At 57.3% G+C, this 26,600-nt stretch carries 23 protein-coding genes; 13 read left to right on the forward strand and 10 right to left on the reverse strand.

Annotated features, from left to right (window positions below; all coding sequences use genetic code 11):
* Window positions 1-30: 30 nt before the first annotated feature.
* Window positions 31-864, forward strand: coding sequence for a class I SAM-dependent methyltransferase (locus EY643_RS09030; protein WP_152661897.1), 834 nt, complete (start codon window positions 31-33; stop codon window positions 862-864).
* On the opposite strand, the gene EY643_RS09035 is transcribed toward EY643_RS09030, so the two are convergent.
* Window positions 861-1,238, reverse strand: a complete 378-nt coding sequence (locus tag EY643_RS09035) for a Rap1a family protein (RefSeq protein WP_152661898.1) — start codon at window positions 1,236-1,238, stop codon at window positions 861-863. The genes EY643_RS09030 and EY643_RS09035 overlap by 4 nt on opposite strands.
* Window positions 1,239-1,352: 114 nt before the next feature.
* On the opposite strand from EY643_RS09035, the gene EY643_RS09040 reads away from it, so the two are divergent.
* Window positions 1,353-2,732 carry a M20/M25/M40 family metallo-hydrolase gene (locus tag EY643_RS09040; RefSeq protein WP_170287340.1) on the forward strand — a complete coding sequence of 460 codons (1,380 nt, stop codon included), beginning with the start codon at window positions 1,353-1,355 and terminating at the stop codon, window positions 2,730-2,732.
* A gap of 8 nt (window positions 2,733-2,740) precedes the next feature.
* The gene (locus EY643_RS09045; RefSeq protein ID WP_152661900.1) at window positions 2,741-3,784 is read left to right on the forward strand and encodes a TIGR03617 family F420-dependent LLM class oxidoreductase; all 1,044 of its coding nucleotides are present in this window, start codon (window positions 2,741-2,743) and stop codon (window positions 3,782-3,784) included.
* Here EY643_RS09045 and EY643_RS09050 read toward each other — a convergent pair.
* Entirely contained in the window at window positions 3,781-4,461 is a 681-nt protein-coding gene (locus EY643_RS09050; RefSeq protein WP_152661901.1) for a nitroreductase family protein, read from the reverse strand. The two genes, EY643_RS09045 and EY643_RS09050, sit on opposite strands and share 4 nt — an antisense overlap.
* An 8-nt stretch (window positions 4,462-4,469) precedes the next feature.
* Window positions 4,470-5,264: a PaaX gene (locus EY643_RS09055; RefSeq protein ID WP_152661902.1), complete on the reverse strand. Its 795-nt coding sequence runs from the start codon at window positions 5,262-5,264 to the stop codon at window positions 4,470-4,472.
* A gap of 101 nt (window positions 5,265-5,365) precedes the next feature.
* Between EY643_RS09055 and EY643_RS09060 the strand changes: the two genes are divergently transcribed.
* From EY643_RS09060 to EY643_RS09080, 5 genes are all read left to right on the forward strand, one after another.
* Entirely contained in the window at window positions 5,366-6,307 is a 942-nt protein-coding gene (locus EY643_RS09060) for a fatty acid desaturase family protein (protein ID WP_152661903.1), read from the forward strand.
* Window positions 6,308-6,387: 80 nt separating this feature from the next.
* Window positions 6,388-7,824: a DUF3336 domain-containing protein gene (locus tag EY643_RS09065; RefSeq protein WP_240732872.1), complete on the forward strand. Its 1,437-nt coding sequence runs from the start codon at window positions 6,388-6,390 to the stop codon at window positions 7,822-7,824.
* Between the two features lie 89 nt (window positions 7,825-7,913).
* A complete protein-coding gene (locus EY643_RS09070; RefSeq protein WP_152661904.1) occupies window positions 7,914-9,038 on the forward strand; it encodes an NAD(P)H-dependent flavin oxidoreductase in 1,125 nt (374 codons plus the stop codon).
* Between the two features lie 46 nt (window positions 9,039-9,084).
* Window positions 9,085-11,580, forward strand: a complete 2,496-nt coding sequence (locus EY643_RS09075; RefSeq protein WP_152661905.1) for a c-type cytochrome — start codon at window positions 9,085-9,087, stop codon at window positions 11,578-11,580.
* A gap of 90 nt (window positions 11,581-11,670) precedes the next feature.
* The gene (locus EY643_RS09080; protein WP_240732873.1) at window positions 11,671-14,457 is read left to right on the forward strand and encodes an immune inhibitor A domain-containing protein; all 2,787 of its coding nucleotides are present in this window, start codon (window positions 11,671-11,673) and stop codon (window positions 14,455-14,457) included.
* A 4-nt stretch (window positions 14,458-14,461) separates the two neighbouring features.
* On the opposite strand, the gene EY643_RS09085 is transcribed toward EY643_RS09080, so the two are convergent.
* Complete coding sequence (locus EY643_RS09085; protein ID WP_240732874.1) at window positions 14,462-15,190, reverse strand: sulfotransferase-like domain-containing protein; 729 nt, start codon at window positions 15,188-15,190, stop codon at window positions 14,462-14,464.
* Window positions 15,191-15,193: 3 nt separating this feature from the next.
* Window positions 15,194-16,105, reverse strand: a complete 912-nt coding sequence (locus EY643_RS09090; RefSeq protein WP_152661906.1) for an aminotransferase class IV — start codon at window positions 16,103-16,105, stop codon at window positions 15,194-15,196.
* 125 nt (window positions 16,106-16,230) lie between these two features.
* On the opposite strand from EY643_RS09090, the gene EY643_RS09095 reads away from it, so the two are divergent.
* From EY643_RS09095 to EY643_RS09105, 3 genes are read left to right on the forward strand one after another with little or no spacing between them, the layout of a single operon-like run.
* The gene (locus EY643_RS09095) at window positions 16,231-17,007 is read left to right on the forward strand and encodes an efflux RND transporter periplasmic adaptor subunit (protein WP_170287341.1); all 777 of its coding nucleotides are present in this window, start codon (window positions 16,231-16,233) and stop codon (window positions 17,005-17,007) included.
* 11 nt (window positions 17,008-17,018) lie between these two features.
* A complete protein-coding gene (gene devC, locus EY643_RS09100; protein WP_153240977.1) occupies window positions 17,019-18,164 on the forward strand; it encodes an ABC transporter permease DevC in 1,146 nt (381 codons plus the stop codon).
* Window positions 18,164-19,246: an ATP-binding cassette domain-containing protein gene (locus EY643_RS09105; protein WP_152661908.1), complete on the forward strand. Its 1,083-nt coding sequence runs from the start codon at window positions 18,164-18,166 to the stop codon at window positions 19,244-19,246. The genes devC and EY643_RS09105 overlap by 1 nt, the downstream gene beginning before the upstream one ends.
* Here EY643_RS09105 and EY643_RS09110 read toward each other — a convergent pair.
* A complete protein-coding gene (locus tag EY643_RS09110) occupies window positions 19,243-20,319 on the reverse strand; it encodes a BamA/TamA family outer membrane protein (RefSeq protein WP_152661909.1) in 1,077 nt (358 codons plus the stop codon). The two genes, EY643_RS09105 and EY643_RS09110, sit on opposite strands and share 4 nt — an antisense overlap.
* Before the next feature lie 65 nt (window positions 20,320-20,384).
* On the opposite strand from EY643_RS09110, the gene EY643_RS09115 reads away from it, so the two are divergent.
* Window positions 20,385-21,128, forward strand: coding sequence for a YciC family protein (locus tag EY643_RS09115; protein ID WP_152661910.1), 744 nt, complete (start codon window positions 20,385-20,387; stop codon window positions 21,126-21,128).
* Here the strand turns inward: EY643_RS09115 and EY643_RS09120 are convergent.
* From EY643_RS09120 to EY643_RS09135, 4 genes are all read right to left on the reverse strand, one after another.
* Entirely contained in the window at window positions 21,125-22,675 is a 1,551-nt protein-coding gene (locus EY643_RS09120) for an acyl-CoA synthetase (protein ID WP_152661911.1), read from the reverse strand. The genes EY643_RS09115 and EY643_RS09120 overlap by 4 nt on opposite strands.
* Window positions 22,676-22,948: 273 nt before the next feature.
* On the reverse strand, window positions 22,949-24,652 hold the full coding sequence (locus EY643_RS09125; protein ID WP_152661912.1) for a class I adenylate-forming enzyme family protein: 1,704 nt from the start codon (window positions 24,650-24,652) through the stop codon (window positions 22,949-22,951).
* Window positions 24,653-24,795: 143 nt separating this feature from the next.
* The gene (locus EY643_RS09130; protein WP_170287342.1) at window positions 24,796-25,215 is read right to left on the reverse strand and encodes a nuclear transport factor 2 family protein; all 420 of its coding nucleotides are present in this window, start codon (window positions 25,213-25,215) and stop codon (window positions 24,796-24,798) included.
* A gap of 17 nt (window positions 25,216-25,232) precedes the next feature.
* Complete coding sequence (locus tag EY643_RS09135; protein WP_152661914.1) at window positions 25,233-25,700, reverse strand: type III secretion system chaperone family protein; 468 nt, start codon at window positions 25,698-25,700, stop codon at window positions 25,233-25,235.
* Window positions 25,701-25,821: 121 nt separating this feature from the next.
* Here EY643_RS09135 and EY643_RS09140 point away from each other — a divergent pair, with 121 nt between their 5' ends.
* Complete coding sequence (locus EY643_RS09140) at window positions 25,822-26,577, forward strand: ABC transporter substrate-binding protein (protein ID WP_152661915.1); 756 nt, start codon at window positions 25,822-25,824, stop codon at window positions 26,575-26,577.
* Window positions 26,578-26,600 lie beyond the last annotated feature (23 nt).

Below are 26,600 nucleotides of genomic sequence, written 5' to 3' on the forward strand. Positions count from 1 at the left end.
CGCCATCTTTCAAATCATGGAATCCGTCGCATGAAACGTACGTTACTCACTTCTCTGGCATTTCTTCTGGGCGCACAGCTGGCAACAGCCGATGATGCAGCTCTTCAGCAGGCAATTGCAGGCAAGCACCGCACCGAGGCTTACGCGGCCCGCGATGATTATCGCCACCCACTGCAGACGCTGAAGCTGTTCGATATCCAGCCCCAGCACACGGTGATGGAAATCTGGCCCGGCGGCGGCTGGTATACCGAGATTCTCGCGCCTTATCTCAAGGAAGAGGGAAAGTTTATTGCCGCCCACTATGACGAGAATGACAAGCAGGCGAGTTACCGGGCCGGATCACGTCAGCGTTTCGAGAAGAAAATGGCTGCTGACGCGGATATCTTTGGCAAAGTCGAAGTGGCTTCGCTCATGTTCAACGAGGAAACAGGTGAGCTGGCCATCGCGCCAGTGGCAGATGGCTCAGTCGATAGAATTGTGACGTTCCGCAATGCCCATGGCTGGGTTAGCCGTGGCACGGTGGAGGCGGTGTTTGATCACTTCTACGCCGCACTGAAGCCGGGTGGAAAGCTGGGGCTGGTTCAGCACATGGCTGATCCGGAGCAGGACTGGCTGTCGAAGAATATCGGTTATGTGGGGCGCGAATATATCATCGCGCAGGCAGCTCGAGCCGGTTTCGTACTGGAGGCCGAGGGCTTCTTCAACAGAAATGCTCTCGATAACAAGCGCTACGAAGTGGGTGTGTGGCAGTTGCCGCCCGGGCTGCGCAACCTGAAAACCGATGAGGAAAAGGCGCCTTATCTTGCCATTGGTGAAAGCGAGCGGATGACGCTGGTGTTTCGCAAGCCCCAGGCTGGCGGTTAAGATTTACAGGGATAGTGCCGCTGTAGCGCATCGACCATAACGAGGGAGAAGGGCACTTGTATGCCTAGCTCCGAGAACTCAGTGTATTCAGCGTTGCGTACACTGAGTTCCTCTTTGAACAGTTCCAGGGCGAGGTCGAGCGTAATCTCTTCATCGTCCGGAATACACCAACCGCGCTTCTCCTCAGGCAGGTCGCGGGAGATCATAAAAAGCCCGTCCAGAAGACCATCAACGTACATACCCACCTGAATTTCAAGCACCTCGTTGTCCTCACCGTGCTTCGCCTGCATATCGCGGTAGCCGTCAACAGTCAGTGCGGCCTGGGTGCTGATACTGGCAAACAGCCAAGCTGCAGCGATGATAAGACGGTTCATGATGGTTCTCCGGCGGTCGGTCAGCAGTCGTTAGGCGGTGAGCTTAGCATGTGAACGTAGGGTTTTAGCGCACAAGCTGGTAAATTGACTGCAAATTCAAATAAGGGGAATCCTGTGCTTCGTTCTTTCATCTTGCTGGCAACATTGGCCAGCTTTTCTGTAGTCGCACACGCCAATCCTGAAGAGCGTCTGGCACAGGCAGTTCAGATACCCACCATCAGTCATCAAGACCCTGAACTGGTCGATAGAGAGGCTTTTGATGCATTCAAGCAGTTTCTGGAGTCCACGTACCCAAGGGTGTTTAGCGAACTGGTAGCGGAATGGGTGAACGAGTACAGCCTGTTGTTGGTCTGGCCCGGCGTTGGCTCCGGCGCGATTCTGTTTACCGCGCACCATGATGTGGTGCCTATCGAACCGGGAACTGAGCAGGATTGGACGCATCCGCCATTCGCGGGTGTGATTGCTGATGGTCGCGTTTACGGACGAGGCACTGTCGACGATAAGCTCGGAGTGATCAGCCTGCTCGAAGCAGTAGATCGCTTGCTGCAAGAGGGCTACGCACCCAGGAAAACGATTGTGCTTGCTTTTGGTCATGACGAGGAGGTGAGTGGTCGCAATGGCGCAGCAGCTCTCTCGGCGCGGATGCAAGCACTGGGGCTTGAATTCGACTGGATGGTCGATGAGGGCGGCTACCTGCTGACAGGGAACCCCATGTTGCCCGACAACACCATGGCGATGATCAATATCGCCGAGAAAGGCTACACAACGCTCACCTTGACCGCGAAAGGCGAGGGCGGACATTCATCCAGCCCGCCAGCGGTTTCCACTATCGGCCGGCTTGCCAGGGCTCTGGATAAGCTCGAGCAAAACCCTTTTCCCCCACGGCTCTCTGGTCCCGTCAAGGAAATGCTGGTTGCGCTGGCGCCGCACATGGGTCAACCCGAACAACTTATGTTCAGTAACCTTTGGCTCACTGACAAGATGATCGCCGGGCGCATGGCAGAAGACAGGCTGACCGCACCCATGGTCCGCACCACTACGGCGCTGACGATGTTCAATGCTGGGATCAAGGAAAATGTCGTGCCTCAGCGAGCAGAAGCGAAAGTGAATTTCCGCTTACTGCCTGGTGATACCGTAGACAGCGTCATCCGCTACGTGCGCGATGTCATTGATGATGATCAAATCGACATTGCGTCGTCGCCCTGGAGTGGCATGCCGGGCACGGCCAACACGGAAGGCGCAGGCTACCAGGCGATAACCCGCGCGGTAGCAGATGTGTATCCCGAGGCGATTCCAGTGCCGAGTCTGCTCATGGCCACCACCGACACACGTCACTATATCGAGCTCGCCAAAGATCAGTACCGGTTCCATGGCGCAGTGATCGACTATACCCAGGCCTCCGGCATACACGGCACCGATGAGTGGGTTGGTGTCGAGAGCTTCAGGAAGTCAATCGACGTGGCCACTGGCATGATGCGTTACGGTTCGGAATAGTTGCCGGAATGGAAATTCATACCACCCTGATTCAGGACGATCTTGGCAAGGTTTCCGGCGAAATCCGCCGGATCGAGGCTGCGGGTTACAACGGCGTGATGACGCAGGAAAACCGGCACGATCCCTTTTTGCCGCTCGCCGTGGCGGCTGTGAACAGCGAGCGCGTTACCCTGGGTACAGGGGTGGCGATTGCCTTTCCTCGCTCGCCCATGGTGCTGGCTAACACTTGCTGGGATCTGCAGCAGGCCAGCGCCGGGCGGTTTGTGCTGGGAATTGGACCACAGGTTAAAGGGCATAATGAGCGGCGATTTTCTGTGCCCTGGACACCACCGGCTCCGCGCATGAAGGAGTATATTCATGCACTGCGTGCGATCTGGGCGTGCTGGAAAAATGGCGGTACCGAACTCGACTTTGAGGGTAAGCACTATCAGTTCAGTCTGATGACGCCGAATTTTACGCCGGAGCCGATGGCGTATGCGCCGCCACCTGTGACCATGGCCGCTGTGGGGCCCGCCATGTTGCGGGTCGCGGGGGAAGTGGCGGACGGGGTTCGCCTCCATGCCTTTTGTACTCGCAAGTACATTGAGAACGTCATCTTGCCGCAACTGGAGACTGGACTGGCGCGCGGCGAGCGACATCGCGAGGACCTGCAAATCAGTGGCGGTGGCTTCCTGGTTACTGGTGCAAATGACGAGGAGGTGGCCACCAGCCTGGAGTTTTATCGCTCACGTGTGGCCTTCTACGGTTCCACGCGCGCTTACTGGCCTGTGTTGGAACAACATGATCTGCTCGATCTTGGGGAAAAGCTGAATCACCTGGCGCGCGAAGGAAAGTGGCAGGAGATGCCGGCCTTGATTAGCGATGACATCTTGCAGCTGTTCGGAGCGATTGGCAGACACGATGAAATCGTCGCCGAGATCCAGACCCAGTTCGGCGGCCTGGCGGATGTAATCGCCGACAGCGCCTCCTACGATATGCCGGGGAGCCTGCCGGCAGACCTGATTCGTGACATCCAGAGCCTCACAACCCCCTGGGCAGGCTTCAAACGCTAGTCCAGGAAGGTTGCGATTTCAGCCAGCGATTTCTTTTCCAGTGCCGCTGCCGGCACCGTGGCATCCTCGGCGGGGTGCCCGGCTACGATCAGCATGTATGGGCGCTCCGTTGCGGGGCGCTCCAGGATTTCACTCAGAAACTTCATCGGATTGGGCGTATGGGTGAGCGTCGCCAGCCCTGCGCTGTGCAGGGCGTTCAGCAGAAACCCCGTGGCGATACCCACTGATTCAGGCATGTAGTAGTTCTTGCGCTTATTGCCATCGCTGTCAGCTCCGCTGCGCTCGAGAAACACAGCGATTAGCCACGGCGCGGTTTCCAGAAAAGGTTTGTGTTGGTCCGTGCCCAGTTTGTCCAGGTCATTCAACCAGTCCTGGCTGGCTTTGCCGCCATAGAACTCTGCCTCTTCATGTTCGGCGGCGATCCGGATGGCGCGCTTGGTCTCTGGATGGCCCACACAGACGAAGTGCCAGGGCTGGTGGTTGGCGCCTGATGGTGCTGTTCCTGCAGCCCGGATGCACTGTTCGATCACCTCTCGTGGAACTGCCTTGGCGCTAAAACTCCTGACCGAATGGCGGGTGCGGACATGCTCGAAATAACCTTGGGCGCGTTTCTGCATTTCCGTGTCAGAGAGAACCTGACGGTGGGGTAGGGGGATTGCCTCGTAATCGTCCACGATATTCTGCCTTAGCCATTGCTGACAAACTGTTGCCAGATATCCTGCCCGAATTTGTTGTAGCGCACCATCGCGTTGATCATCCGACGTCGATTGCGGCCGTCGACAATGGCATCGGGTAGCAGCGGGTCGGCATTTATTTGGCGGATCACAGCTTCGCCGACCAGAAGCGTTTCGCGGGTCGCCTCGGGCAGAGGCAGCTTGCCAGCACGGTCGGTGCTTTCCTGCATATTTGTGATGTGACTAATGTAGGCGGTTTCGAGGTACTCCCTGGGCCAGAGCGCAAATAGTTCTTTCTCGCTAACTCCAGGCATATCCTCTGACTGCATGACAATGGCTTCCGGTTCCAGCCCAAGGCTGAGCAGTCTGGCCCTGGTGGCGCTGCTGCTTTCGCGGAGGTTGGCCGGCCGATACCAGAGCCCGGTGACATATTCCGCAAAGCCGTTGAGACGAAACGCCCGCTCGCGCGCACGCAATGCCGTGCGATTCACTCGACCAAGATGGCTGGTGTGTACAGCGATCCAGCCACCTCGCCAGGGGCCGATGCGGGTCTCGGCATTGACCCAGTCTCGGGCGGTGCTGGCGATCAATTCACCCTCGGGGCCCATTCGGTAGATCCCTCGCTGAGGTGAACTGAGGAGTCCCTGCCGGGTCAGTCTTCCGACAGTAACACGCATGGTTGCGGCATCGATCTCGAAAAGCTCGCCCCATCGCAACAGCAGGCCTACGCCAACCTCGGGCAAGCTCGGCGCGCTAAGCAGCGAGAGTACCAGGCGCTTGGGGCTGGGGTTTTCTGCGTCGAACATCTGTTGCGAACCGCTCCCTTAGTTCAAAATAATATAACGAAAGTATACATCATATGTTCTATGTTGTTACAATTTGCGAAACGGGAACAGGATCTACCTTGATGAAAACCACCGATTTTCTCACTCGCGAAGAGATAAACGACTTTACCCGCCGCAGTGATCTGGCGGGCGCGTGGATGGTAGTGTCCAACTGGGTGATGATCGCAGCGGTTTTCGCCATAGTCATCACCTGGACCAATCCGCTGACCATTTTGTTCGCGATCCCCCTGCTGGGCGGGCGCCAGCTGGGGCTGGCGGTGCTGATGCATGAGGCTGGCCACAAGACACTGTTCAAGACCGACGCCTTGAATCGTTCAATAGGGCAGTGGTTTTGCGCCTACCCGGTGATGGGCGACGTGGTGGCGTATGGTGAATCGCATCGGGTTCATCACCGCTATGCGGGGACTGACCAGGATCCGGACTTGCCCAACTATCGCAACTACCCCGTAAGCAAGGCCAGCTTCAAGCGCAAGATCATCCGCGATCTCACCGGGCGCACAGGTCTGTTGCTACTGCGCTCGCTGGTGGGCTCAGCCAAGGGGCGTAATGTCATGTTGCGAGAGGGGGAGGAAACCAACTCAGAGCGGCGCGGCCTGCTGGTTAACGCGGTCATGTTTCTGGCGATGCTGGCGATGGGGGTCGGTGCCTTCTACCTGCTCTGGCTGGTGGCCTATTTCATTGCCTATCCCCTGATCGCGCGCATCCGCCAGGTGGCGGAACACGGCAATGTAGCGGACCTCTATGACCCCGATCCACGGAAAAACACCCGTACCACTTATGCAAATGTATTGGACCGCTTGCTGTTTTGCCCCAACCACGTGAACTACCACCTGGAACATCACCTGCTGGCCAGTGTGCCCTGTCATCGCCTGCCGGCGTTGCACCGGCTGCTACTTGAACGCGGCTTCTATGAGGGTCACGAGGACGCAATCGCCAGGAGCTACCTTCAAATGCTCAAGCGGGCAGTACCTGAGCTTGGCGGCGGTGCAGCTCCTGCCACTTGAATAATAAGACCTTGATAGGGCTAAATAGGCGCTATAGATGACGTTGGTTAACACTGACGCAAGCTGGCTGGGGTAGGGAATTGAGTACAAGAGCGCTGCGCAAGATCGAAAAGGCCATGTCGGCCGCAGAAAACTACGATGAGTGGCGGGAAGCCGCCCTCGATTACGACGACCGCTCGGGTGGTGAGCGTTGGCGGAAGCGGGATCAGTCTCGCGATTACGACTACGTCTCGATTCGTCGCCGTCTTGATCGGTTGCGAGAGCTTCGCGCCCGGCACGATTACCCGGGGCTGCTTTTTACCCTGAACGAGGGTATTCACGGCAATGTCGGCGGTATGGGCAGGTCTTCCCTGTATAAAGTCTCCCGGTTGGGAACCAAACAGGTGATTGAGGACTATGTCGGTGAGATAGTCGATTCGCTGCACTTGCTTGCCGATGTCGAGCACGATGAGATCAGTGAGGACGAGCGCCTCGATTTTTTCCGCCGCGCCAATCATTGTTTCGGCCGCTCTGCGTTGATGATGAGCGGCTCCGGTATGCTGCTGTACTTTCATGTAGGGGTGGTGAAAACCCTGAGTGAACATCAGCTGTTGCCGAACATCCTCTCCGGTTCCAGCGGCGGCTCCTTCGTCGGCAGCATGCTCGCCACCCACGGTGAGAAAGATCGCGCGCGCTTCTACGACCCTGAATTTCTGCTGAAGCAGATCGAACAAGAGAAAATCGAGCTCAGTGCACTGCACAAGATCAGGCCGCAAATCCTGCAAATTCACGAAGTTCAGGGAATTATTGAGCGCCTGGTGCCTGACCTGACCTTTCAGGAAGCATTTGAGCTAACCGGTATTCACATGAATATCTCGATTGCGCCAGCTGAAACCCACCAGACATCGCGCCTGCTCAACGCCACAACCACCCCTAATGTCCTGATGCGCTCGGCGATCCAGGCGTCGACAGCCGTGCCCGGCGTATTCCCGTCAGTGACGCTGATGGCCCGGGACAAGTACGGCGACAAGAAAGAGTACCTGCCCTCGCGCAAATGGGTAGACGGTGCGATGTCGGATGACCTGCCTGCCAAGCGTCTGGCGCGTCTGTACGGCGTCAACCACTACATCGTGAGCCAGACCAACCCGCACATCATACCGTTCGTGCGCGATTCCAATCGCCGCAATACCAAGGGTGATATCCTCAAGACTGCCGCCACTCGCACCGCCAGGGAGTGGATCAACGCCTCTGCCGAGATCATGCAGAAGCCACTGGCGAAGCGGCCACGGCTGAACCAACTTACCAATACCATGTTGTCCGTGATCAACCAGGATTACATGGGTGACATCAACATCATGCCGCCATTCCGTTTTCACAACCCGGCGCGCATTCTCGCGCATCTGTCGGAACAAGAGATCATGAAGCTAATAAAGACCGGCGAGCGGGCCACCTGGCCAAAGCTGGAAATGATTCGCGTGCAGACTGAAATCAGTCGTACGCTCGACGATATTTGCCAGGATTTGGGCATTCTCGATTAAATAATCCACTCCTTTCGGCCTGTCTCACCATTCTGGTGAGACAACTATCGGGCCATCCTGTGTTCCTCGAAAAATAACAGGGCCAGGTCATGCAAACTGAATTCTGCAAACAGCTGGGCGTAGACGCGCCGATTTTCGCTTTTACTCACTGTCGCGATGTTGTCGTGGAGGTGTCCCGGGCAGGGGGGATCGGTGTCCTCGGTGCTGTTGGGTTCACGCCGGAACAGCTGCGCGAGGAGCTGGACTGGATCGATGCGCATATCGGCGATCACATTTACGGTGTTGATACCGCCATCCCTCAAAAGTACGAGGGCATGGACAAGTCGACACCGGAAGAGCTCGTGGCGATGATCCAGGATGCCATTCCCCAGCAACACCGTGATTTCGCCGAGAAGATGCTCAGCGATGCCGGTGTGCCCGATTGGCCTGACAAGAATGATGGTATAACGCTGAGTTTTTCAGCCGTGCAGGCACAGGCCCTGGTCGATGAGGCGCTCACTCGCCCCAAGTGCAAGATGATTGTGAATGCACTGGGCACACCACCGCCTGAGATTGTGGCGCAGGTTCATGCCGCAGGTCGTTTGATTGGCGCGCTGGCAGGGCGGCTCAAGCATGGCATCGCGCACAAGGAAGCGGGCCTGGATTTTGTGGTTTGCCAGGGCTCTGAAGGTGGTGGCCACGCGGGAGAAGTTGCGTCCATGGTGCTGTGGCCGCAAATGGTTGACGCCGTTGCTCCGCTGCCTGTGCTGGCAGCCGGAGGGATTGCCAATGGTCGCCAGATGCTCGCTGCTATGAGTATGGGCGCTGCGGGTGTGTGGATGGGCTCGCGTTGGCTGATCTCCAATGAGGCCCAGGCAGAGCCTGCCCAGCGCGAATCGTACAAGTCCGCGTCGTCCGAAGACACCGTGCGCTCTCGTTCCTTTACCGGCAAGACAGCGCGAATGCTCAAGAACGAGTGGACTGAGGCCTGGGAGCGCGACGACACACCTGATCCGCTGCCTATGCCATTACAGGGCTATCTGACATTTGATGCCGTGCGCCGCACCCATCGCTATGCCGGGGTAGAAGAGTGTCAGAAAGTAGCGTTCAATCCGGTGGGGCAAGTGGTTGGCCAGATGAATGCGGAAGAGTCCTGTCGCGACATCATGTTTTCTCTGCTGACAGAGTATTCTGATGCACTTGATCGCATAAACGGGCTCTCACCAGACGCCTGATAGGTTATCATCAGGCGGGTTAACTCACGGAAAATGAGACCCGCCGATGAACACCCTTTTTCGATTCCTCTTTGTATACCTGCCCGCCGGCGTACTGGGCCTCGCCGGTGCGCTGGCCCTCGTCGTATGGCTGGGTAAGCTCGCCAGCTGGGAGGATATTGAGTACCTCGCGGACAAGTATGAGGAAGAGGGCATCGGCCCTGTGTTGTCGGTTATCAAGGTCGAACTTTTCGGGGTTGATGACGCTCTTGTGGCTGACCCTGGCTACGGCCGTATTCCGGTCGCCGGAAAGGGACACACCCCCTGGGTATTGCGCGGCAACCTGGACGGGCGTGTGCGCACTCTCAAGCTGGCTATGGCGCCGCAGCTGTGGGCGGCCTACGAACTGGAGAGCGCATCGCTGTACCAGGTGTGGGAGGGCGATGTGCTGTTCGAGGGGTCGGTGTATGACTACCGGCATGGCCCTCAGCCCACCAGTCGCGGCCAATGGTTTGTCCGCAACGATCAGCCTGTGCAGTGGTTTCTCACGGTCCGGGGTAAAGACAAGCCCGCCGAGGTTGAATACCTCGGTCACGATTACACGCTCGGCAGCGACGAGGTCGTTATTCGCTACGTGTTGCGGGCAGGCAGAAAGCAGCTTGAGGTGCACGAACGTCCGCAGTTAGTCGAGCGTGACGGCCAGCGAATGCTGCAGCGAAGCTTCGACAAGTTTTCCGGTGATACGCAACTGCAGGCCGGTTTTAACACTGCCACAGGTGAGCGCCGCTTGATCGAGGAGAGCCTGATATACCCACTCGCGCAGAGCGCCGACATTCCCGAATACCTCAACCCTGATCGTGGCAGGGACGCAGAGGAGGGCGAATTGGCTGCGGGCGAGCAAGTTATCGCCAACAGTGATTGTCTGAGTTGCCACAACGAACAACACCGGGCAGTGGGGCCCGCGTGGGCGGAGGTGGCACAGCGCTACCGTGGCAAGCTGCAACGAGAGGTGATTGATTCGCTTGTCGCCAGTGTTCGCGACGGTGGGTCAGGTCAGTGGGGCAAGGTGCCCATGACACCACATCCTGGATTGAGCGAGCAGCAGTTGCAGGACGCGGTTACTTACATATTGAAGGTGGAGCCACCGGAGGAAAGCCTGGATGTCCCAACGGATCCAGCGGGTAAGCCTTATTCTGCGACCCGAGCTTACGATGTGCTACCAAGGCTGGCTGCGCATCACCCCGCTTTCGAACTCGACAATCTGGCACCGCCTGGATTTGAACCGAAGGTTGGTGGGCTGCGCTTTCGCGCTGATGGCAAATTGTTGGTGACCAGCTGGGATGCGGATGGCGCCGTTTTTCTGCTCGACCCTGGTGCACCGGAGGAGCAGCGGGTAAAACGGATTGCCGAGGGTTTGCATGAGCCACTGGGTATTGCCGTGCAAGGTGACAGGGTATTTGTGCTGCAAAAGCAGGAGCTAACTGAGCTGATAGATCTGGACGGCGACGAGATCGTCGATCGTTATCGAGCTCATAGCTACGACTGGCAAGCGAGCCCCAATTTCCACTCATTTGGCTTTGGCCTGCTGGAGCGCGATGAGCGTTTCTATTTCCTGACGTCTATTTGTATTCTGCCCGGCGGTGCGAGCTGCCCCGAGCAGTTACTTGATCAAGGTAAATTACTTGAGGTGGATATGGGCGGAGAAGCCAGCGTATACGCCTCTGGCTTCCGCACGCCCAATGGCATCGCCTTCGGGCCGGATGACGCAATCTATGTGAATGACAATCAGGGCGACTGGCTCCCTTCGAGCAAGCTACTGCGGGTTGAGCGCGGCGGTTTCTATGGATCGAGAGCTGTGCCTGATGAAGGTGTGCAGAGTGCGGAAGAAGTGCCGCCGGTCGTCTGGTTGCCGCAGGATGAAGTAGGCAATTCACCGAGTGAGCCTATGGCGATTGAATCCGGCCCCTACGCCGGCCAGATGATACACGGTGATGTTTACAACGGCGGTATTAAACGGGTCTATATGGAGGAGGTTGAGGGGCGCAAACAAGGTGCCGTGTTCCACTTCAGTGGCGGTTTCCTGGGTTCGGTGAATCGCCTGGTGACCGGCCCAGATGGGGCTATTTACGTTGGCGAAATCGGCAATCCTCCCAACTGGGGCGAGTATGGCAAGCTCTGGTATGGGCTGGAGCGGTTGCGCTATAAGGGGCAGCCGGCTTTCGAAATGCTGGCAGTGAAAGCGCAGCCTGACGGCTTCAGTATTGTGCTGACGGAGCCCCTGGCGGAAGACATTAGCGTTCTGCCGGGCGACCTGCATGCGATGCAGTGGTTCTACTACCCGACGGTACAATACGGTGGCCCTAAATTCGATCAGCAGATGCTGGAAGTGCAGAGCCTCACGCTTTCTGGCGATCGCCGCACTCTGCATGCCGAGCTTCCTGGGCTTAAGCCCGGCTATGTCGCTTACCTGCGGCTGCCTGAACACTATCGCTCAGCGACCGGTGCTGAGTTCTGGACGCGCGAAGCCTGGTATACCCTCAACGCTATTCCTTCTCTTCACTGAGATGAGTAGCTTGCTTTTACCGGTGAGTTGAGTGGCACCACTGGGCGCATTCCGGGTAGACTGGCGGGATAATCAAAACTGAGGTCCGTCATGTCTCCCCGCAACCTATTTTTCGCTAGCCTGGCTGCGTTAGCGGCTGTGTCCGTCCAGGCCAAAACCACCAGTAGTGACGCCCAGATCATGGTGGAAAACCTTGCCGCCCAGCGGTTTGATCAACTGGGTCATCCGCAGATTGCCAGCGATTCTATCCAGCCCGCCATAGCGAGCGCGGATCAACCACACAAGCTCTTGATCCTGCCCGTCAGCTTCGCCGATATAGGCTATGACCGGTTTGCCGGTGATCCAGACCAGGACGGGAAAAACCGCGCCTACTTCCAGGAATTGCTCTTCGCTGGCGGCGCTAAGAACCCCGCCGAGGACACGCTTTCCCATTACTACCGACATGTGTCCAAGGGTCGCTATAACCTCACCGGTGACATTTTTCCTGTGGTGGAGCTGAAAGAGCCGTTGAGCCACTACGGCAGGCCGCTACAGACAAGTGATGGACAGTGGCGCAACGACGAGCGCGCCAGCGAACTGGTCGTCGATGCGCTGAAGACAGCCTATGCTGAACACTCCGATTTCCCGTGGTCGGACTACGACCGTTGGGACCCGCAGGACTTCGATGGCGATGGTAATCGCGATGAGCCCGACGGTTATATTGACCATTTTGTGATGATTGTTGCCGGTAAAGGGCAGGCTTCCTGTCAGAGTCTGTACAAGCTCGGGGAGAAACTGAACCCCAATGCCAATGCTGATGCCTTTGATTCGCTCACGCCCGATGAGCAGGCCTGCGCGGACCGTATCTGGCCGCATCGCTTTGCGCTGCAATACAACCTCGATAGTGGGCCGAGCGTCGGGGGTAAGACCAATGCGCGCGGTGGTATCGATCTAGGCAACGGCCTGTGGGTGCTCGATTACAACATACAGTCGGAGTACACCGAAGTATCGACATTCATCCACGAATTTGGCCACTCGCTTGGCCTGCCGGATGTTTACGCCCGGGTAACCAATAACTCGACAGCGGGGTGGGACGTCATGTCCGCTAGTGCGAGTCCTGTGCCGCAGGAGATGAGTGCCTGGAGTCGTATGGTACTGGGCTGGATGAAGCCCTGTGTTATCCGTCCCGAAGCCTATGGTGGCGATGACAAGGGGAGCGTTTACCTCAAGACCATGAACGACTGGTCTGGTAAGCCTGGCTCTGCGGGGAGTGAGGCCTGCGATTCTGCAATGGTGATCCTGCCACCCAAGTATCGTGACATCGAGCTCGGGCCGCTGACGGGAGCGAACGGCAACCAGGCGGCCTATTCAGGGCAGGGAAACGACATGAATCGTAGCCTTGTGCGCAAATTTGACCTGACCGGGGCGGACGCTGATTCACCCTTGCACCTTAGTATGGATCTCTGGTTTGAGATCGAGGCAGAGTGGGATTACCTCTATGTTGAGGTGGCCAAATCCGGCGGTGCGTTCGAGCGCATCATGCCAATGGACAAAGATGGGATTAACGACAAGCAGAGCGTGATGCCCTCTAAAAAAGGCCATGAAGGTGCGGGCTCCGTGCCCGGTTTCACCGGCTTGAGTGGTGACCTCGATGGCGACAATAAGGTTGAGACCGCTGCAGGCTGTGACCCGACGGCAGAGCGCCGCAACGCCGAGGATAGCATCGGCGATGCCAGTATCGACCCCTGTTCCGTCGCCCAATGGGTCAGTGCCACATTCGACCTCGAGGCCTGGCGCGGCGAACAAGTCTCGCTGCGCATCACCTACTTTACCGACATGGCCGCGGTTGAAAATGGCGCCCTGGTCGACAATGTGGCATTCCCTGCCGTGGGCTTTAGCGACGACTTTGAAGGTGCCGAAATCGACGCGGGCTGGATTAGCAAAGGCTTTACTCTCTCCAGCGGCTCCCACAGCCTGACGGTGCCGCATTTCTATGTGCTGGAATATCGCGACCCTTATGCGAGTTTCGACAAGGTTAAAAACTACGACGCGGGGATTTCGCATCCTGGTTTCAGTTTTTTCCCGGACGAAAAGGGTGAGATGGTAGCGTTTTCCGCGAATTATCGCCCGGGTGTAGTGATGTGGTATTACAACGGGGAGTACATGTGGAGCCAGAATGATCCGGCCGAGTTCGGGCCGGGCAAGGGTTACTTGTTGGTCGTAGATTCCACGCCGCAGGAATTCCGCATACCCTTGCTGCCCGAGAAGTATTTCAAGGAAGAGGGCGGTTGGACCTGGTGGGAGCTGGATGACGATGCCCAGGAGCAGTTGGAGCAGGGCTATGTCGATGTCATGTGTTTCCAGCGTAGCCCTGAGTTCTACGCTACCGATGTCGATGAGGCGAAACGCAAGGCCTGTGAAAAGGCGCTCAAGGGTGGCCCTCCGCCGGTGGAAGAGATCACCTGGAATGGCCGTTCACTGATGTACGGCTTCGCCATTATTAACACCATGTTGCCAGGTGAGGCACGCCGCGGGCACAAGAGTGCGAGCTCACTGTTTGATTTGCGCATCCGCGACGGCAAGGTCCAATACCGTCTATACGACAGATTGCTCCGAGCTAAACACTCTGCCGATGCACCTTTCTCTCTCGAACCCTATGACCGTGGCATAGAGTACTACCGCGCCGTGGACGGGGTTATGGCGGTAGAGCGAACTGAGTCGTTTGCGCCCGTGAGTGAGTTCACCGACGCCGCGCCCAATCGCTACCAGAATCCCAAACTGCCGTTTGGTAGTGCGGCGATTCCCGACGAAGGGTTCAGCTACAAATTGGTAGCGCCGGCCAAGGGCGCGCCAGATGACGCCCGAGTGCGGGTTGATTTTCAGTGGCGCGACAAGTAAAAAATCAGGGCAGGAGCCTGCGCTGCCAGAGTTGCCGGTAAGCCGGATCCATGGCGCGTGCGAGTACTGCATACTCTTCGCGCAGTTCCGGCGAAGTGGCGGCGTATTCGCCGAAACCTGTCGACTGTTCCACGTTGTGATACCAGTGTGGCGCCCAGGCGCCATCGCTGTTGCGACGTCCGGTGGGCCATTTGAGCATTGCCTCAGCGGGGAAATGCAGCTGCAGCGCCTCACATAGTTGGCGCAGAATTCCCAGTGGATTGCGCAGTACATCCTGAGAGTCAATGACTACCGGTTCACACCCACATATCTCGCTGATTTCCTCGAATAGCTCGACCTGGCGGGTAATGCCGATGGCGTCTTCGGTTACGGTGGGCATCTTCTTGGCGTAAGAGGCGATTACCGCGGCCGGGTCACGTATCAGAAAGCAGTGCTTGAGCGTCTTGCACCAGCTCATATCCATGCCGCGCGGTATGTGATGTGTCATTTGCTTTTGATACTGCAGGGCGCTCGTCACTGGCACCGCCGAGATCTGCCTGACCACCTCAGCGTATTCGCTACTCTGCGCGGCAAGTATTTCCGCGCGCATGGGGTGGTCCAACCCCGTAGCGCTCAGGTAAGCAGCGTAGAAGGGCTCGTCGACTACAGTGCAGTCCGGCCTGTTCTCCCAGGAGCGCATCATCGCAGTAGATATGTTGCGTGGTCCGGACCACATGGCAATCCGCGTAGCCATTTCTTACCTCGCGCACTCGGCGGCGATCATATCCTGATACAAGGCTTGCAGCCGGTCCACCATGGCGCCGCGTTTGCCGTTGCCTATTGTTCTGCCGTCAATATCGAAGACAGGGGTCAGGCCGGCGAATGTACCTGTCACAAAGGCCTCGTCGGCGCCATACGCTTGCATGACGGAGAAGTTTTTCTCGTAAACAGGTATGCCGTTCGCCTTACATAAATCGATTACGTTGCGGCGGGTGATGCCGTCGAGGCAGTAGTCGCCGCTGCTGGTCCAGACCTCACCATCGCGGATGATGAAAAAATGCGTTGAGTTGCAGGTGGCGACATGGCCGTGCGGGTCCAGCATCAAGGCCTCGTCTGCCCCGGCCTTGGCGGCCTGGATGCACCCGAAAATACAATTGAGTTTGGAGTGGCTATTGATCCGCGGGTCCTGCACATCGGCGTAGCCGCGGCGGACGTACACGGTGTACAGGTTGACGCCGCGATCGTTCAGCGTGGGGTCCGGGTTTTTGTATTCGGGAATGATGACGATGGTCGGGCCGCCGATGGTAACAGCGGGGTCCTGGTAGGGCGTGGCCTTGACGCCGCGACTGACCATCAAGCGAATATGCACATGGTCTTGCATACCATTGGCAGCCAGGGTGTCGTAGAGGCGTTGTTTTAGCGCTTCTTTGCTCAGTCCCATGTCCAGATCCAGGGCTTTGGCGCCTTCCCACAGGCGTTTCATGTGTTTGTCCAGAAATGGAATCACGCCGTTGTGTTCGCGCAGGCCTTCCCAGATGCCGTCACCGAGGATGAAGCCGGAGTCGAAAACCGACACTACGGCCTTATCGCGGTGAAACAGTTCACCGTTGATATTGATCTGGATGTCCGCGTTGCGAGGATCCTGCTGGAAGGTGTGGGTGCTGCCCATGACGGTTATTCCCTGTAATGGTATTTCGTGCGAGGTGGCGTAGTTTGCACCAGATGTGCTGGCTTGCCAAAGCAAGTTTCTTATCTATGCTTACTGGCAGAATAATCAAAAAAAGGACCTTTCTTATGCGCAGGATTAGCGCACTTGCCGTCGTTATTCTCTTGGGCTTTGCCGAGTTTGCGCTTGCGCAGCCGAGGGTCGTCAGCAGCCTGGGACGTATTGAGCCCGCTGGTGGTGTACTGCGCCTTGCCGGCCCCTCTGGTCTTGGCTCTGTGATCATGGATTTGCGGGTCGAGGAGGGTCAGCACGTTAAGGCTGGCGACCTGATCGCAACCCTGGACAGCTTTCCGGTGCGCAAGGCAGAACTCGCACGCCACGATGCTGAGCTACAGAACGCGCTACAGCAGTTGCAGCGGGAAAAGAAACTGGGCCGCTCAATGGCCACCTCGGCCTCGAAAATTGAAGCGCTGGAACTGAGTGTGGCTGCTGCGCGGGCGGGCCGTGCGGCAGCCGCTGCGATGCAGGAGCTCTCCCTCGTAAAGGCCCCCAGAGACGGGCAAGTGCTGTACGTGCACGCACGCCCCGGCGAAAGAGTGGGCGTTGAAGGGGTGATCGAATTAGGCGACACCAGCGTGATGTATACCGTGGCGGAGGTGTATGAAACAGACATTATCCACGTCAAGAAAGGCCAGCAAGCGACCATCAGCAGCCCGGCTCTTGCCGCGCCGGTGACAGGAACCGTAGAGAAAATCGGGCTGAAAGTCGGGCGCATGGATGTACTGGGTATGGACCCTATCGCCGAGGCTGATGCCCGAGTGGTCGAGGTCGATATCCTGTTGCAAGACACTGAGGAGGTCCGCAAGCTTACTCACTTGCAGGTGGAAGTGGAGATCGGCATTTGAAACTCCGGCCGATGAAAATCGCCTGGGTGCAGATAAGCCATCAAAAATTGCGCCTGGTCGCTGCGGTGCTGGGCGTCGCATTCGCCGTGATTCTGGTGCTGGTGCAACTCGGCTTCAGCCAGGCCTTGTATGATTCATCGGTGCGTTGGCATACCTCGCTAGGCTACGATCTCGCGTTGATTAGCCCCAAGACGACCTACATTGTTAACCCCCCCGGCTTTCCCCGAAATCGTCTGTATCAGACTCTGGGCGTCGAAGGTGTGGAATCAGTGACGCCGGTGTATATCGGCATAGGTAAATGGCGCAACCCGGATGATCCCCTGTTAACGCGTAACATCTATGTAATGGGCTTCGATCCCACAGATAGCGGCTTTAGCCTGATCGGAGACGCGCGCACGCAGCGTGCCCTGCGCCATCCAGACAGGGTGCTGTTTGATCGTCTTTCTCGGAGTGAGTTCGGGCCGGTAGCCGGCCCGGTGCAAGCCGGAGAACCGGTCAATACCGAGATCAATGGACGGGATGTGCGAGTAGTGGGGTTGTTCAGCCTGGGCACTTCCTTTGGTATCGATGGCAGTATTATCACCAGCGACCTCAACTTCAGGCGCATTTTTCCCGACCGTTCAGCATCGCGTATCGAGTTGGGATTGATCAACCTGGAGGAGGGGGCGGACCCCGTAGCCGTACAGCGGCAGATTCTGGCCAATATCCCGGCGGATGTGCGGGTGCTCACGAAAGATGAGTTCGTTCAGCACGAGGTAGACTACTGGGCGCGAAGTACCCCCATCGGCTATGTCTTTGGCCTTGGCGTGGTTATGGGGTTGGCGGTCGGTGTAATCGTGGTATACCAGATACTATTCTCCGATGTGCAGGATCACCTGCGCGAATACGCGACTTTGAAAGCGATTGGCTACTCCAATATGTTTCTTTCGCGCATTGTCTTGAGTGAAGCAGTCTTGCTCGCCTTTATCGGATTTATTCCCGGGCTTGGAATTAGCCTGCTGGTCTACGGACAGGCGAGCGGAGCGACTAACCTGCCGATGGAAATGACACCTGAACGCGGCGGCCAGGTACTTTTGCTGACCATTGCCATGTGCGCGGGCTCAGGTTTACTCGCATTGCGCAAGCTGCGCGCAGCCGACCCTGCTGAGGTGTTCTGATGCAGGCGCCGGTGGTTCTCGAAAACGTCAGTTATCACTATCGCACTGCGGTAAGTGAGCGCCGCGTGCTCAGTGATATCAGCCTTGTCATTCGCTCCGGTGAAATCGTGATATTGACGGGGCCCTCGGGTTCCGGGAAAACCACGTTGATCACGCTGATCGGTGCACTGAGGGCGGGTCAAACAGGCAGTGTGAAAGTGCTCGGGGAAGAGCTGCGCGATGCCAATGAGAAGGCGATGACCCAGGTCCGGCGCCAGATAGGCTATGTTTTTCAACAGCACAACCTGCTGGACTCGCTCACCGTCGCAGAAAACGTGATGATGTCGCTGCAACTGGGGGATCAAAAGCTTTCCGGGAAAGAGCAGCGCGCGAGGGTAGAAGAAGTACTGACCCAGGTCGGGCTGGCGGAGCACGTTGACAAGAACCCGAGAGAACTTTCCGGTGGCCAGAAACAGCGCGCGGGTATCGCCCGGGCGCTGGTAACGCGCCCGTCGCTCATTCTTGCGGATGAGCCGACGGCTTCACTGGACAAGGAGTCCGGGCGCAACGTTGTAGACCTGCTGCAAACCCTTTGCAGGGAGCAGGGGGCGTCGGTCGTTCTGGTGACGCACGACAACCGTATTCTTGATGTCGCGGATCGCATCCTGCATCTGGAAGATGGCGAGATACAGTCTGTCAGCGAGGCGATGTCCGCCAACACCAGCCAGATGTTACGGCTGCTGGACCAGCATGATCCAGAGGCGTCACTCTACCTCTCGGCTTTTTCGCTGGCCCTCACGCGCGTAGCCATGGCGGACAACCAGATGGATGACGCCGAGCGCAATGCGATTCGGGAAGTGTTGAACAGCGTTTCCGGGCTCGGCAGTGGCGAGGTAGATCTGGTGATGGAGCTGGCAATGTCCCAGGTGCGCTGCCGCACCGCCTTAAACGGCAGTGGCAAGAATCTATTCAGTGCTGAGCAGGCCGCGCATTTTGTCGAGAGTATGCAGGCTGTTGCCGCTGCAGACGGCGATGTCAGCGACGAGGAAACCGCCGAGATCAGGCTTATCGCTGAGGAATTGGGCTTTCCACCGCCCCCCTAGAAGGGCTGCCCCAGACTCAGATAATAGGCCTCGTTATCACTCTTGCCTTTGGCATATTCAAGCCGTAATACAATGCCTGCCTCAGGCTTCAGATCGAAAATTATACCGGCGCCGGCCATTGGAAAGAGGTTGTCGGATTCGTCGCAGGAAGAGAACTTCGAGTAGAGGCAGCCCACTCCGCCGAACAGCGATGCCCCCCAACGTCCCTTTATGTTGAAGCGAGCGTCCAGATTGAGATGCGTGTAGTGTTCGCCGAGATAGTTGCCGCGAGTGTAGCCACGCATATTCAACGATGAGTAGCCGGAGTTGGGCGCGTCGTGGGTCCAGCGTCCGCGAGCATTGGTCGCCAGGACATGCTCCTTCTCGCCCCATTTCATGTAGTGACTGTAATTTAGTTGCAGTGCGTCAAATGATTCTTCGCCACCCAGGCTCTCGCGATAGGCAACATTGTGAGCGACCAAGTGTTGGCCACTGGTCGGATTGCGCAAATGGTCGCGGTCGTCGTATTCAGCTGCCAGACCGAGTCCATTGGACTGGAAGCCAGTCAGCCCGGCCTGCTCCAGGATCAGATCAAAAAAGCCATCGGCTCCGACGACATAGTCGGACATGATGACTTGCCCGCCCAGGTACCAGTCACTGGCCCCGAACCTGTTCATATAACGGGCGAAAAGAGACTCTATGTTGTCTTCGGTTTTTGCCGGGCGACCTGTGCCGAGAAAATCGTCGTAGTCGTTGCGAACCTTGCCCTTGATAAAACCGAACATGAGTTTGTGTTCGTCGGCACCGAAATAGGTGTCGCCGTAAATCCCGGCCATATAGGAGTCGGTGTCGCTGTAGGTCGCAAAGCCAGTTACCAGCGAAGGCGAGGAACCCTCGTCGAAGGCGGTGATATAGCCGACGACACCGCCGATTGTAGTGCCGAGCTTCGGATCGGCGCTGACCGTGGGTGTGAGCAGCCAGGGGGATTCCTCTGCTTGATCGGGGGCACCCTCGTCGCTGTAGGCAGCGCTTGCCAGGCAGTGGGCCAGGATACTAGCTGCGATGAATCGCACTGTTGGAACGGCAGCTAACATGGGTTGTCCTTGCAAAGAGGTGCTATATTGCAAGTATACCAACGAAAGGGCGGGTGAGATCGCGCATGGATATAATTATCGAAGAGCAGGCCGACCAGGGCAGCTTGAAGGCTGGGCTTGCAGGTGAGACTGAGTTTCGCCTGGGTGACGTCCTGAAAGAAGCCTGGGAGCGCACTGATGGCAACAAGAGAACTGTCTGGTTCGCCATGGCGTTCTATATCGGTCTGGCCCTCCTGATCAGTATTTTCTTTGGCCTGCTGGGCGGTTCTCCAGAAGAGCAAGTGGCTGGCTCCCCAAATGCGATAGAGCAGATCGGTAATCTGGTCTCGGCCCTGGTACTGATGCCTATTACAGTCGGCCTGACGTTTTTGGGAGTGGCGATCGCGCGTGGTTATAGCCCCAATCCCAAGAGTGTTCTGGGTTGGTATGGCGAAACGCTAAGGATATTTCTCCTCGCCGTACTCATGAACGTCATGATCGTGTTGGGGTTGTTGCTATTTGTGATTCCCGGCATCTACCTGGCAGTGTCCTATCAGATCGCGCTGCCCTTGATGATCGATAAGAAGCTTGGCCTGTGGGAAGCCCTGGAAAGCAGTCGCAAGGTCATTGGCCATCACTGGTTTGCGGTACTCGGCTATGACATTGTCCTGGCCCTGCTGTTGGCTATATCCAGCCTGTTATTAGGTGTCCCGCTGATCTGGACAATACCCCTGGCGATTATTTCCTTCGGTGTGCTCTATCGCAATCTTGTGGGTGTCGAGGCAGATACGCTGCAGCGCGTGCTCGCGCAGGAAGACGTGCCTGCCTAAAAGGGCGCTGGCCCGGGGTATTCTTTCCGAAGTTGCGGTTTGAGCAGTTTGCCGGAAGGGTTGCGCGGCAGGGCGTCGACGCATTCATAAAGCTGCGGCACCTTATATCCGGCGAGGTGCTCCCGGCACCACGCACGGAGCGAGTCGCTGTCGGGGCTAGTGCCCGGGGCCGGTACAACCAGGGCCAACGGTGTTTCGCCCCACTTTTCTGAAGCAACACCAATTACTGCTGCCTCCTGCACATCGGGGCAAGCCGCCAGTACGTTTTCCAGTTCCGCGGGATAAATGTTTTCACCGCCGGAGATGATCATGTCTTTTTTGCGATCACAGATGGTGACAAAGCCTTCGGCATCCCAGGTGGCGATGTCACCGGTATAGAGCCAGCCGTCGCGCAGCGCCTCGGCGGTCGCTTCGGGGCGATTCCAGTAGCCTTTCATCATGTGTCGCCCGGACAGGACTAACTCTCCGGCCTCGCCGCTTCCCATCGCGACAGTGTTGCCGTGAGCATCGACAATTTTTATCTCGGTGTGCATCTGTGCGCGGCCACAAGAACCCACGTGCTCAGCGGCATCATCTGGCAGTAGCAGCGTGCCGGGGCCGCAGGATTCGGTCAGCCCGTAAGCCTGGTGAATACTGATACCCAGTGCCGCCCAGGCGTCCAGAAGAGACGTGGGTACCGGAGCCGCACCGGTAGCGATCCAACGCACAGAGGAAATGTCGCACTCGGCGCGCTCGGGCGCATTCAGCATGAATTGGAGCAGGGCGGGTACCGCCATAAAAATCGACACTTTTTGCGCATCGATGCAGCGGAACATCTGGCCCATATCCAGATCCCGCATGATTACGCCGGTGCCGCCCCGGTGGACCAGCAGCGATACCGGATTGAGGCAGCCCACATGAAACATCGGTAGCGGGAGTAAAAAACGGTCGTCACCGCGCATGTCTGATGTCGACATGCTGGTGAATTGTGACCAGATCATACCTGTGTGACTGTGAACTGCGCCCTTGGGGTGGCCGGTCGTGCCCGAGGTGTACATGATGAACAGGTTGTCGTCATCCCCGGCCCCGATATGGGGTTCTGCCGGGTTCGCCGCTGCGAGCAGGGTGTCGTAGTCGTCACAGGGGAGGTCAGCCAGTTCACTGCCGCAGCGAATCCAGTGCAAGCAGGGAAGCGAGGGCTGTACCGTCTGGAGAGTGGCGATGCTGTCATCGAAGTCGGCATCGAAAATCAGTGCAGCAGCCCCTGAATCCTCGAGTATGAAGTGTATTTCTGTGGCAACCAGGCGCCAGTTTACCGGCACCATCACGGCGCCGATCTTGGCGATAGCGAAGTAGCTCTCTACGAATTCTATACCGTTCTTCAGCAGCGTCGCCACACGATCCCCGGGGGCTATTCCCTTCGCCAGTAGCGTGTTCGCAATCCTGTTGCTGCGCTCATTCAGTTGGGCAAAGGTAAAACGCCTGCCGCGCTCCCACTCGACGAACGCTTCTCGCTGAGGAGTGATGGCAGCACGCTTGCTGAGAAACTGGCCTATATTGTCGTGCATAGAAAAACGTCCGGTTGATTAGTTGAACCAGGGGGCGAGAACTGTAATGGTGAGCTGGAGCTGAACGGAAGCGAAGGGCGCGCTCCCGGGGGAGCGCATCGAGACATCAGCCTGCGAGAGGCCCCAGGCCAGAGGCCACAAATACAGCAAATACTGCCATAGCAGCGCTAAAAGAGATTACTTGAGTCATTACTACACCCGACTGTTAGATTTATGTATCGAACCGGTAGTACCGCACTCCAGAGGAGTGGGCCGAATATACCGTTAAACCCCTCAGCTTGCCAGATACGCTTCCTTGACTTTGAGCTTGTGCAGTTTCTCGCTGGCATTGCGCGGTAGAGGTTCCTCGGCAATGACGATCGTACGAGGCACCTTGTAACCCGCAAGGTGTTCCTGCAGAAATCCTCTGACCACTGATTCGTCCAGGGTCTTGCCCGGTTCGGGGTAGGCGACCAGGACCATTTCCTCTCCCATTGCGGCGTCAGGTTCGCCAAACACGACGACTTCACGCACCTCTGCCAGCCGGTAAGCGACCTGCTCGATCTCACCGGGATAGATATTCTCGCCACCCCGGATAACGATTTCCTTTATGCGCCCGGTGATGTAGAGATAGTTCTCTTCGTCGAGTACGCCAACGTCGCCGGTCTTCAGCCAGCCGTCTTTGTCGAAAGCCTCGGCATTGGCCTCGGGCTTCTCCCAGTAGCCAGGCGTGCAGCAGATGCCTCGCATTTGAATTTCACCCGGTTCGCCCGGAGCCTGGACAGAGCCGTCTTCGGCAACAAAACGCAGTTCCATGATGGGGGACTGTACGCCGGCGCTGTCTGGGCGGAAATCGAACAGGGCACCACTCATGGTTGCGCCTACTGCCATGGTTTCTGTCATGCCGTAACCGGCGGACCGGCTTGGGTCCTCGAATCGAGCCGCCATGAGTTCTGGCAAACCTGCTGGCGTCGCTGCGCCGGCGGCACTGACGCGCATCAGGGAACTGGTGTCGTAGCGGTCGAAATCCGGGTTGTGCAACAAGTCCTGGATGATCGCTGGCACGGTAGCGAGGCCAGTGACACGTTCCTGCTCAATCAGTTTCAGTGCTTCAGTGCCGTCCCACTTGTACATCATTACCGCTTTCTGACCCATCATTAGGGGCAAGTAGAAGCCCCCGAGCAAGCCCGTCGCATGAAACAGGGGGACGGTAAGCATCGGAGTTTCGCGCTCGGCACCGCCACGGTATTCCCTGGGGCCGCCCTCAAATTCGGCCACCAACAGTCCCAGGAACATCATGTTCATCAGGGCCTGGCCGATAGTGCGGTGGCGGTGATACACGCCCTTTGGGAAACCTGTGCTGCCTGATGTGTAGAGGATCACTGCGCCATCTTCGGGTGACACGTCAGGCGATTGATAGCTCTGTTCGGTGCCCGCACTGACCACATCGTCAAACAGCGCAACGTTGGTTGGCCGCTGGAAACTCTCGCTCACTGGGACCACAATCGCAGGGATATCCATCTGCTCGTAGCTCTGCTCGATCAAGCGGAACCTGGCTTCGTCGCAGATCAGCAGACTCGCACCGCAGTCGGCAATGGCGTACTCGAGTTCCTCATGCTTGCCCCAGCTATTGATGGGCACAACCACCGCGCCTACCAGTGTGGCGGCACAATAGGCGATAAGCCACTCAGCGTTATTGCGCATAGCAATGGCGATGCGATCGCCCAGCTCTATTTCGTAGTCACTCTGGAGTTGCGCTGCGAGGGCGTCGGCCTCAGCGAAGAGCCGCGTATAGCTGTAACGAGAACCCTCGTAAACGAGGAAGTCCAGCGCACCGTGGTTGCGAGCGTTGGCCAGAACCTCCAGTGCTGTTGTCGGGGCGTGTTTATAACCCTTGTAGGTCTTGCCGTCGACGTCGATGTCGGCCACTTCAAAGAAGGCACCTTCGGCGGTCAATTCGGCTTTTTTAGCGGCTATGGCAGCACCGTTTACGGACATTATTATCGGCTTCCAGATTGCTTGATCAGAAGCGCGACTATAGCTCAGAAGATGTCTGCTGGGAGTGCTTGTGCCGTCGCAAAGGTCCGCTAATTCAAGCTATTAAACCCCGTCGGTCACATTGGGCCATGCGGCCCGGCTGGTCAGGCGTCAGGCGGCGGCTGGATGGCAAACAGGGTGGCGGTATCGAAGAACTCCCGGACCTCCGCAATCAGACCATTTTCCAGCCGATAGAGCAGGCAGTAGTCGTTTTCATAGTCCTTGCCGTTAGCGGTTACCGCTTTGAGCGTAAACTGCATCATCACGTGATCGGCGTCGGCAATAACGGTGCGATAGTCGTACTGCAGGGAGCCTGGCTGGTAGTACTCATCGACGGCGCCAGCAAACAGGCCGGCGATGGCGTCGAGGCCTTTCAACGTGCCGTGCATGGGGCTACTGCGGGGCAGGTGCCACTCTGCCTCGGCGGTGAAGTAGTCGGCCATGGCCAGTGGTGCACTTTCACTCTGGGTGGCAAGTGCCTGGTAGAACGCAAATACTCGGCCTTTGTTATCAATATCCGGCATGGTTTTTTGTCTTCTGTTCAGTGGAGGGCGTTGGACCCAGGTTGGGCGCTGCCGGCCTGGGCAAACAGGTAGTCGAGGCGCAGGCATTCGTCTGCAACCTGACGCGTGGCGCCAATCACGATAGACAGAAAATTCGCCACTTGTTCAAGAGTGAGGCCGGCACCTGCGGGCAGCACGCCGGCCACGACCAACTGCGGCGTGGCGTCGTCGACAACATCCTGGAAAAGCTTGAGGGCAGGGTAGTCCATGTTGAGACGACCGAGTTCCGCTGCAAGTGGCAGTAGCGCCATAGGCCGTATTTCCAGTTCGCTGGTGAACAGCAGCCCCCAGGGCTCCAGAAAGAGCCGGCTGTCAATCATGCCCTCGATATCGCGCAGGGCCTCGATATGAAATCCCTCGCAATTGTCACATTCGTGAAAGTCAACGTGGGCCTGGTTCAGCCATTCCTGAAGAAGGGGTCGGTCAACTTTAACGGGTGTGCTCACGGCGGCTTTTCCTGTGCTGGATGCGGCAAGTTTAAGCGATCGGGTCGATTAGGTCAGCTTTTCGTTTTCCTGTCGCATCGGCGATGATACATTCTTCGCCAGAACTTCACAGGAACTCATCATGTTCAGACAAATGCTATTCAGCCTGGTGCTGGTTTTCACTGTATTTTCGGTTCAGGCCGCAGGCGTGCTCAAAGTCGGCCTATCTGCTGACTATCAGCCCCTGCATTTTAAACAGGACGGAAAAATCTATGGCGTGGAGCCCGACAATGCCCGGGCAGTCGGCAAAATCCTGGGATACCGGGTGGAACTGGTTGAACTGCCTTTTGAGGAACTCCTCCCCGCACTCAATGCAGGGAAGGTCGATGTCATCATGTCAGGCATCAGTATTACCGAGCAGAGGTCGCAGAACATGCTTTTTGCTGACCCTTATCTGAAAGTGGGGCAAATGCCGATCCTGCATCAGAGCAAACTCGGCAGCCATTCTCAGCCCTGGGCGATTTATCGCGAGGGTGTGCGGGTTGGCGTCGAACCGCTCACCACAGGGGCGAAGTTTGCAGAAGAGAAATTGGCTAACGCTGACATCAAATATTTTGACAACCCGGATCAAGCCTTCGCCGGGTTGCGCGAGGACCAGATTGATCTCTATCTGCACGATGCGCCTACCAGTTGGCAGTTGGCTAACTCCACGGAAAACAGTGATCTGATCAGTCTCTATACCCCGCTTACTGAGGAATTGCTGGCCTGGGTTGTGCAAAAGGACAATGCAGCGCTGGCACAGGAACTCAACCAGGCGCTGGAATTGATGAAAGCCAATGGCAGCCTCGAATATATCCTGAACCGCTGGATTCCTGTCAGTATTGAAGTCGCCAACTAATCTGACTCGAGTAGAGGGCTACT

This window comes from Halioglobus maricola (assembly GCF_009388985.1).
In the GTDB taxonomy this organism is placed as follows: domain Bacteria; phylum Pseudomonadota; class Gammaproteobacteria; order Pseudomonadales; family Halieaceae; genus Halioglobus; species Halioglobus maricola.

Coding starts and splice junctions, on each gene's coding strand:
- EY643_RS09055 (WP_152661902.1), bottom strand. CDS start 5,264: ATGTTCGACGCAGAAAACCCCAGCCCCAAGCGCCTGGTACTCTCGCTG.
- EY643_RS09045 (WP_152661900.1), top strand. CDS start 2,741: ATGGAAATTCATACCACCCTGATTCAGGACGATCTTGGCAAGGTTTCC.
- EY643_RS09060 (WP_152661903.1), top strand. CDS start 5,366: ATGAAAACCACCGATTTTCTCACTCGCGAAGAGATAAACGACTTTACC.
- EY643_RS09035 (WP_152661898.1), bottom strand. CDS start 1,238: ATGAACCGTCTTATCATCGCTGCAGCTTGGCTGTTTGCCAGTATCAGC.
- EY643_RS09130 (WP_170287342.1), bottom strand. CDS start 25,215: ATGCCGGATATTGATAACAAAGGCCGAGTATTTGCGTTCTACCAGGCA.
- EY643_RS09085 (WP_240732874.1), bottom strand. CDS start 15,190: ATGGCTACGCGGATTGCCATGTGGTCCGGACCACGCAACATATCTACT.
- EY643_RS09115 (WP_152661910.1), top strand. CDS start 20,385: ATGGATATAATTATCGAAGAGCAGGCCGACCAGGGCAGCTTGAAGGCT.
- EY643_RS09120 (WP_152661911.1), bottom strand. CDS start 22,675: ATGCACGACAATATAGGCCAGTTTCTCAGCAAGCGTGCTGCCATCACT.
- EY643_RS09140 (WP_152661915.1), top strand. CDS start 25,822: ATGTTCAGACAAATGCTATTCAGCCTGGTGCTGGTTTTCACTGTATTT.
- EY643_RS09125 (WP_152661912.1), bottom strand. CDS start 24,652: ATGTCCGTAAACGGTGCTGCCATAGCCGCTAAAAAAGCCGAATTGACC.
- EY643_RS09095 (WP_170287341.1), top strand. CDS start 16,231: ATGCGCAGGATTAGCGCACTTGCCGTCGTTATTCTCTTGGGCTTTGCC.
- EY643_RS09030 (WP_152661897.1), top strand. CDS start 31: ATGAAACGTACGTTACTCACTTCTCTGGCATTTCTTCTGGGCGCACAG.
- EY643_RS09075 (WP_152661905.1), top strand. CDS start 9,085: ATGAACACCCTTTTTCGATTCCTCTTTGTATACCTGCCCGCCGGCGTA.
- devC (WP_153240977.1), top strand. CDS start 17,019: ATGAAAATCGCCTGGGTGCAGATAAGCCATCAAAAATTGCGCCTGGTC.
- EY643_RS09070 (WP_152661904.1), top strand. CDS start 7,914: ATGCAAACTGAATTCTGCAAACAGCTGGGCGTAGACGCGCCGATTTTC.
- EY643_RS09110 (WP_152661909.1), bottom strand. CDS start 20,319: ATGTTAGCTGCCGTTCCAACAGTGCGATTCATCGCAGCTAGTATCCTG.
- EY643_RS09105 (WP_152661908.1), top strand. CDS start 18,164: ATGCAGGCGCCGGTGGTTCTCGAAAACGTCAGTTATCACTATCGCACT.
- EY643_RS09090 (WP_152661906.1), bottom strand. CDS start 16,105: ATGGGCAGCACCCACACCTTCCAGCAGGATCCTCGCAACGCGGACATC.
- EY643_RS09080 (WP_240732873.1), top strand. CDS start 11,671: ATGTCTCCCCGCAACCTATTTTTCGCTAGCCTGGCTGCGTTAGCGGCT.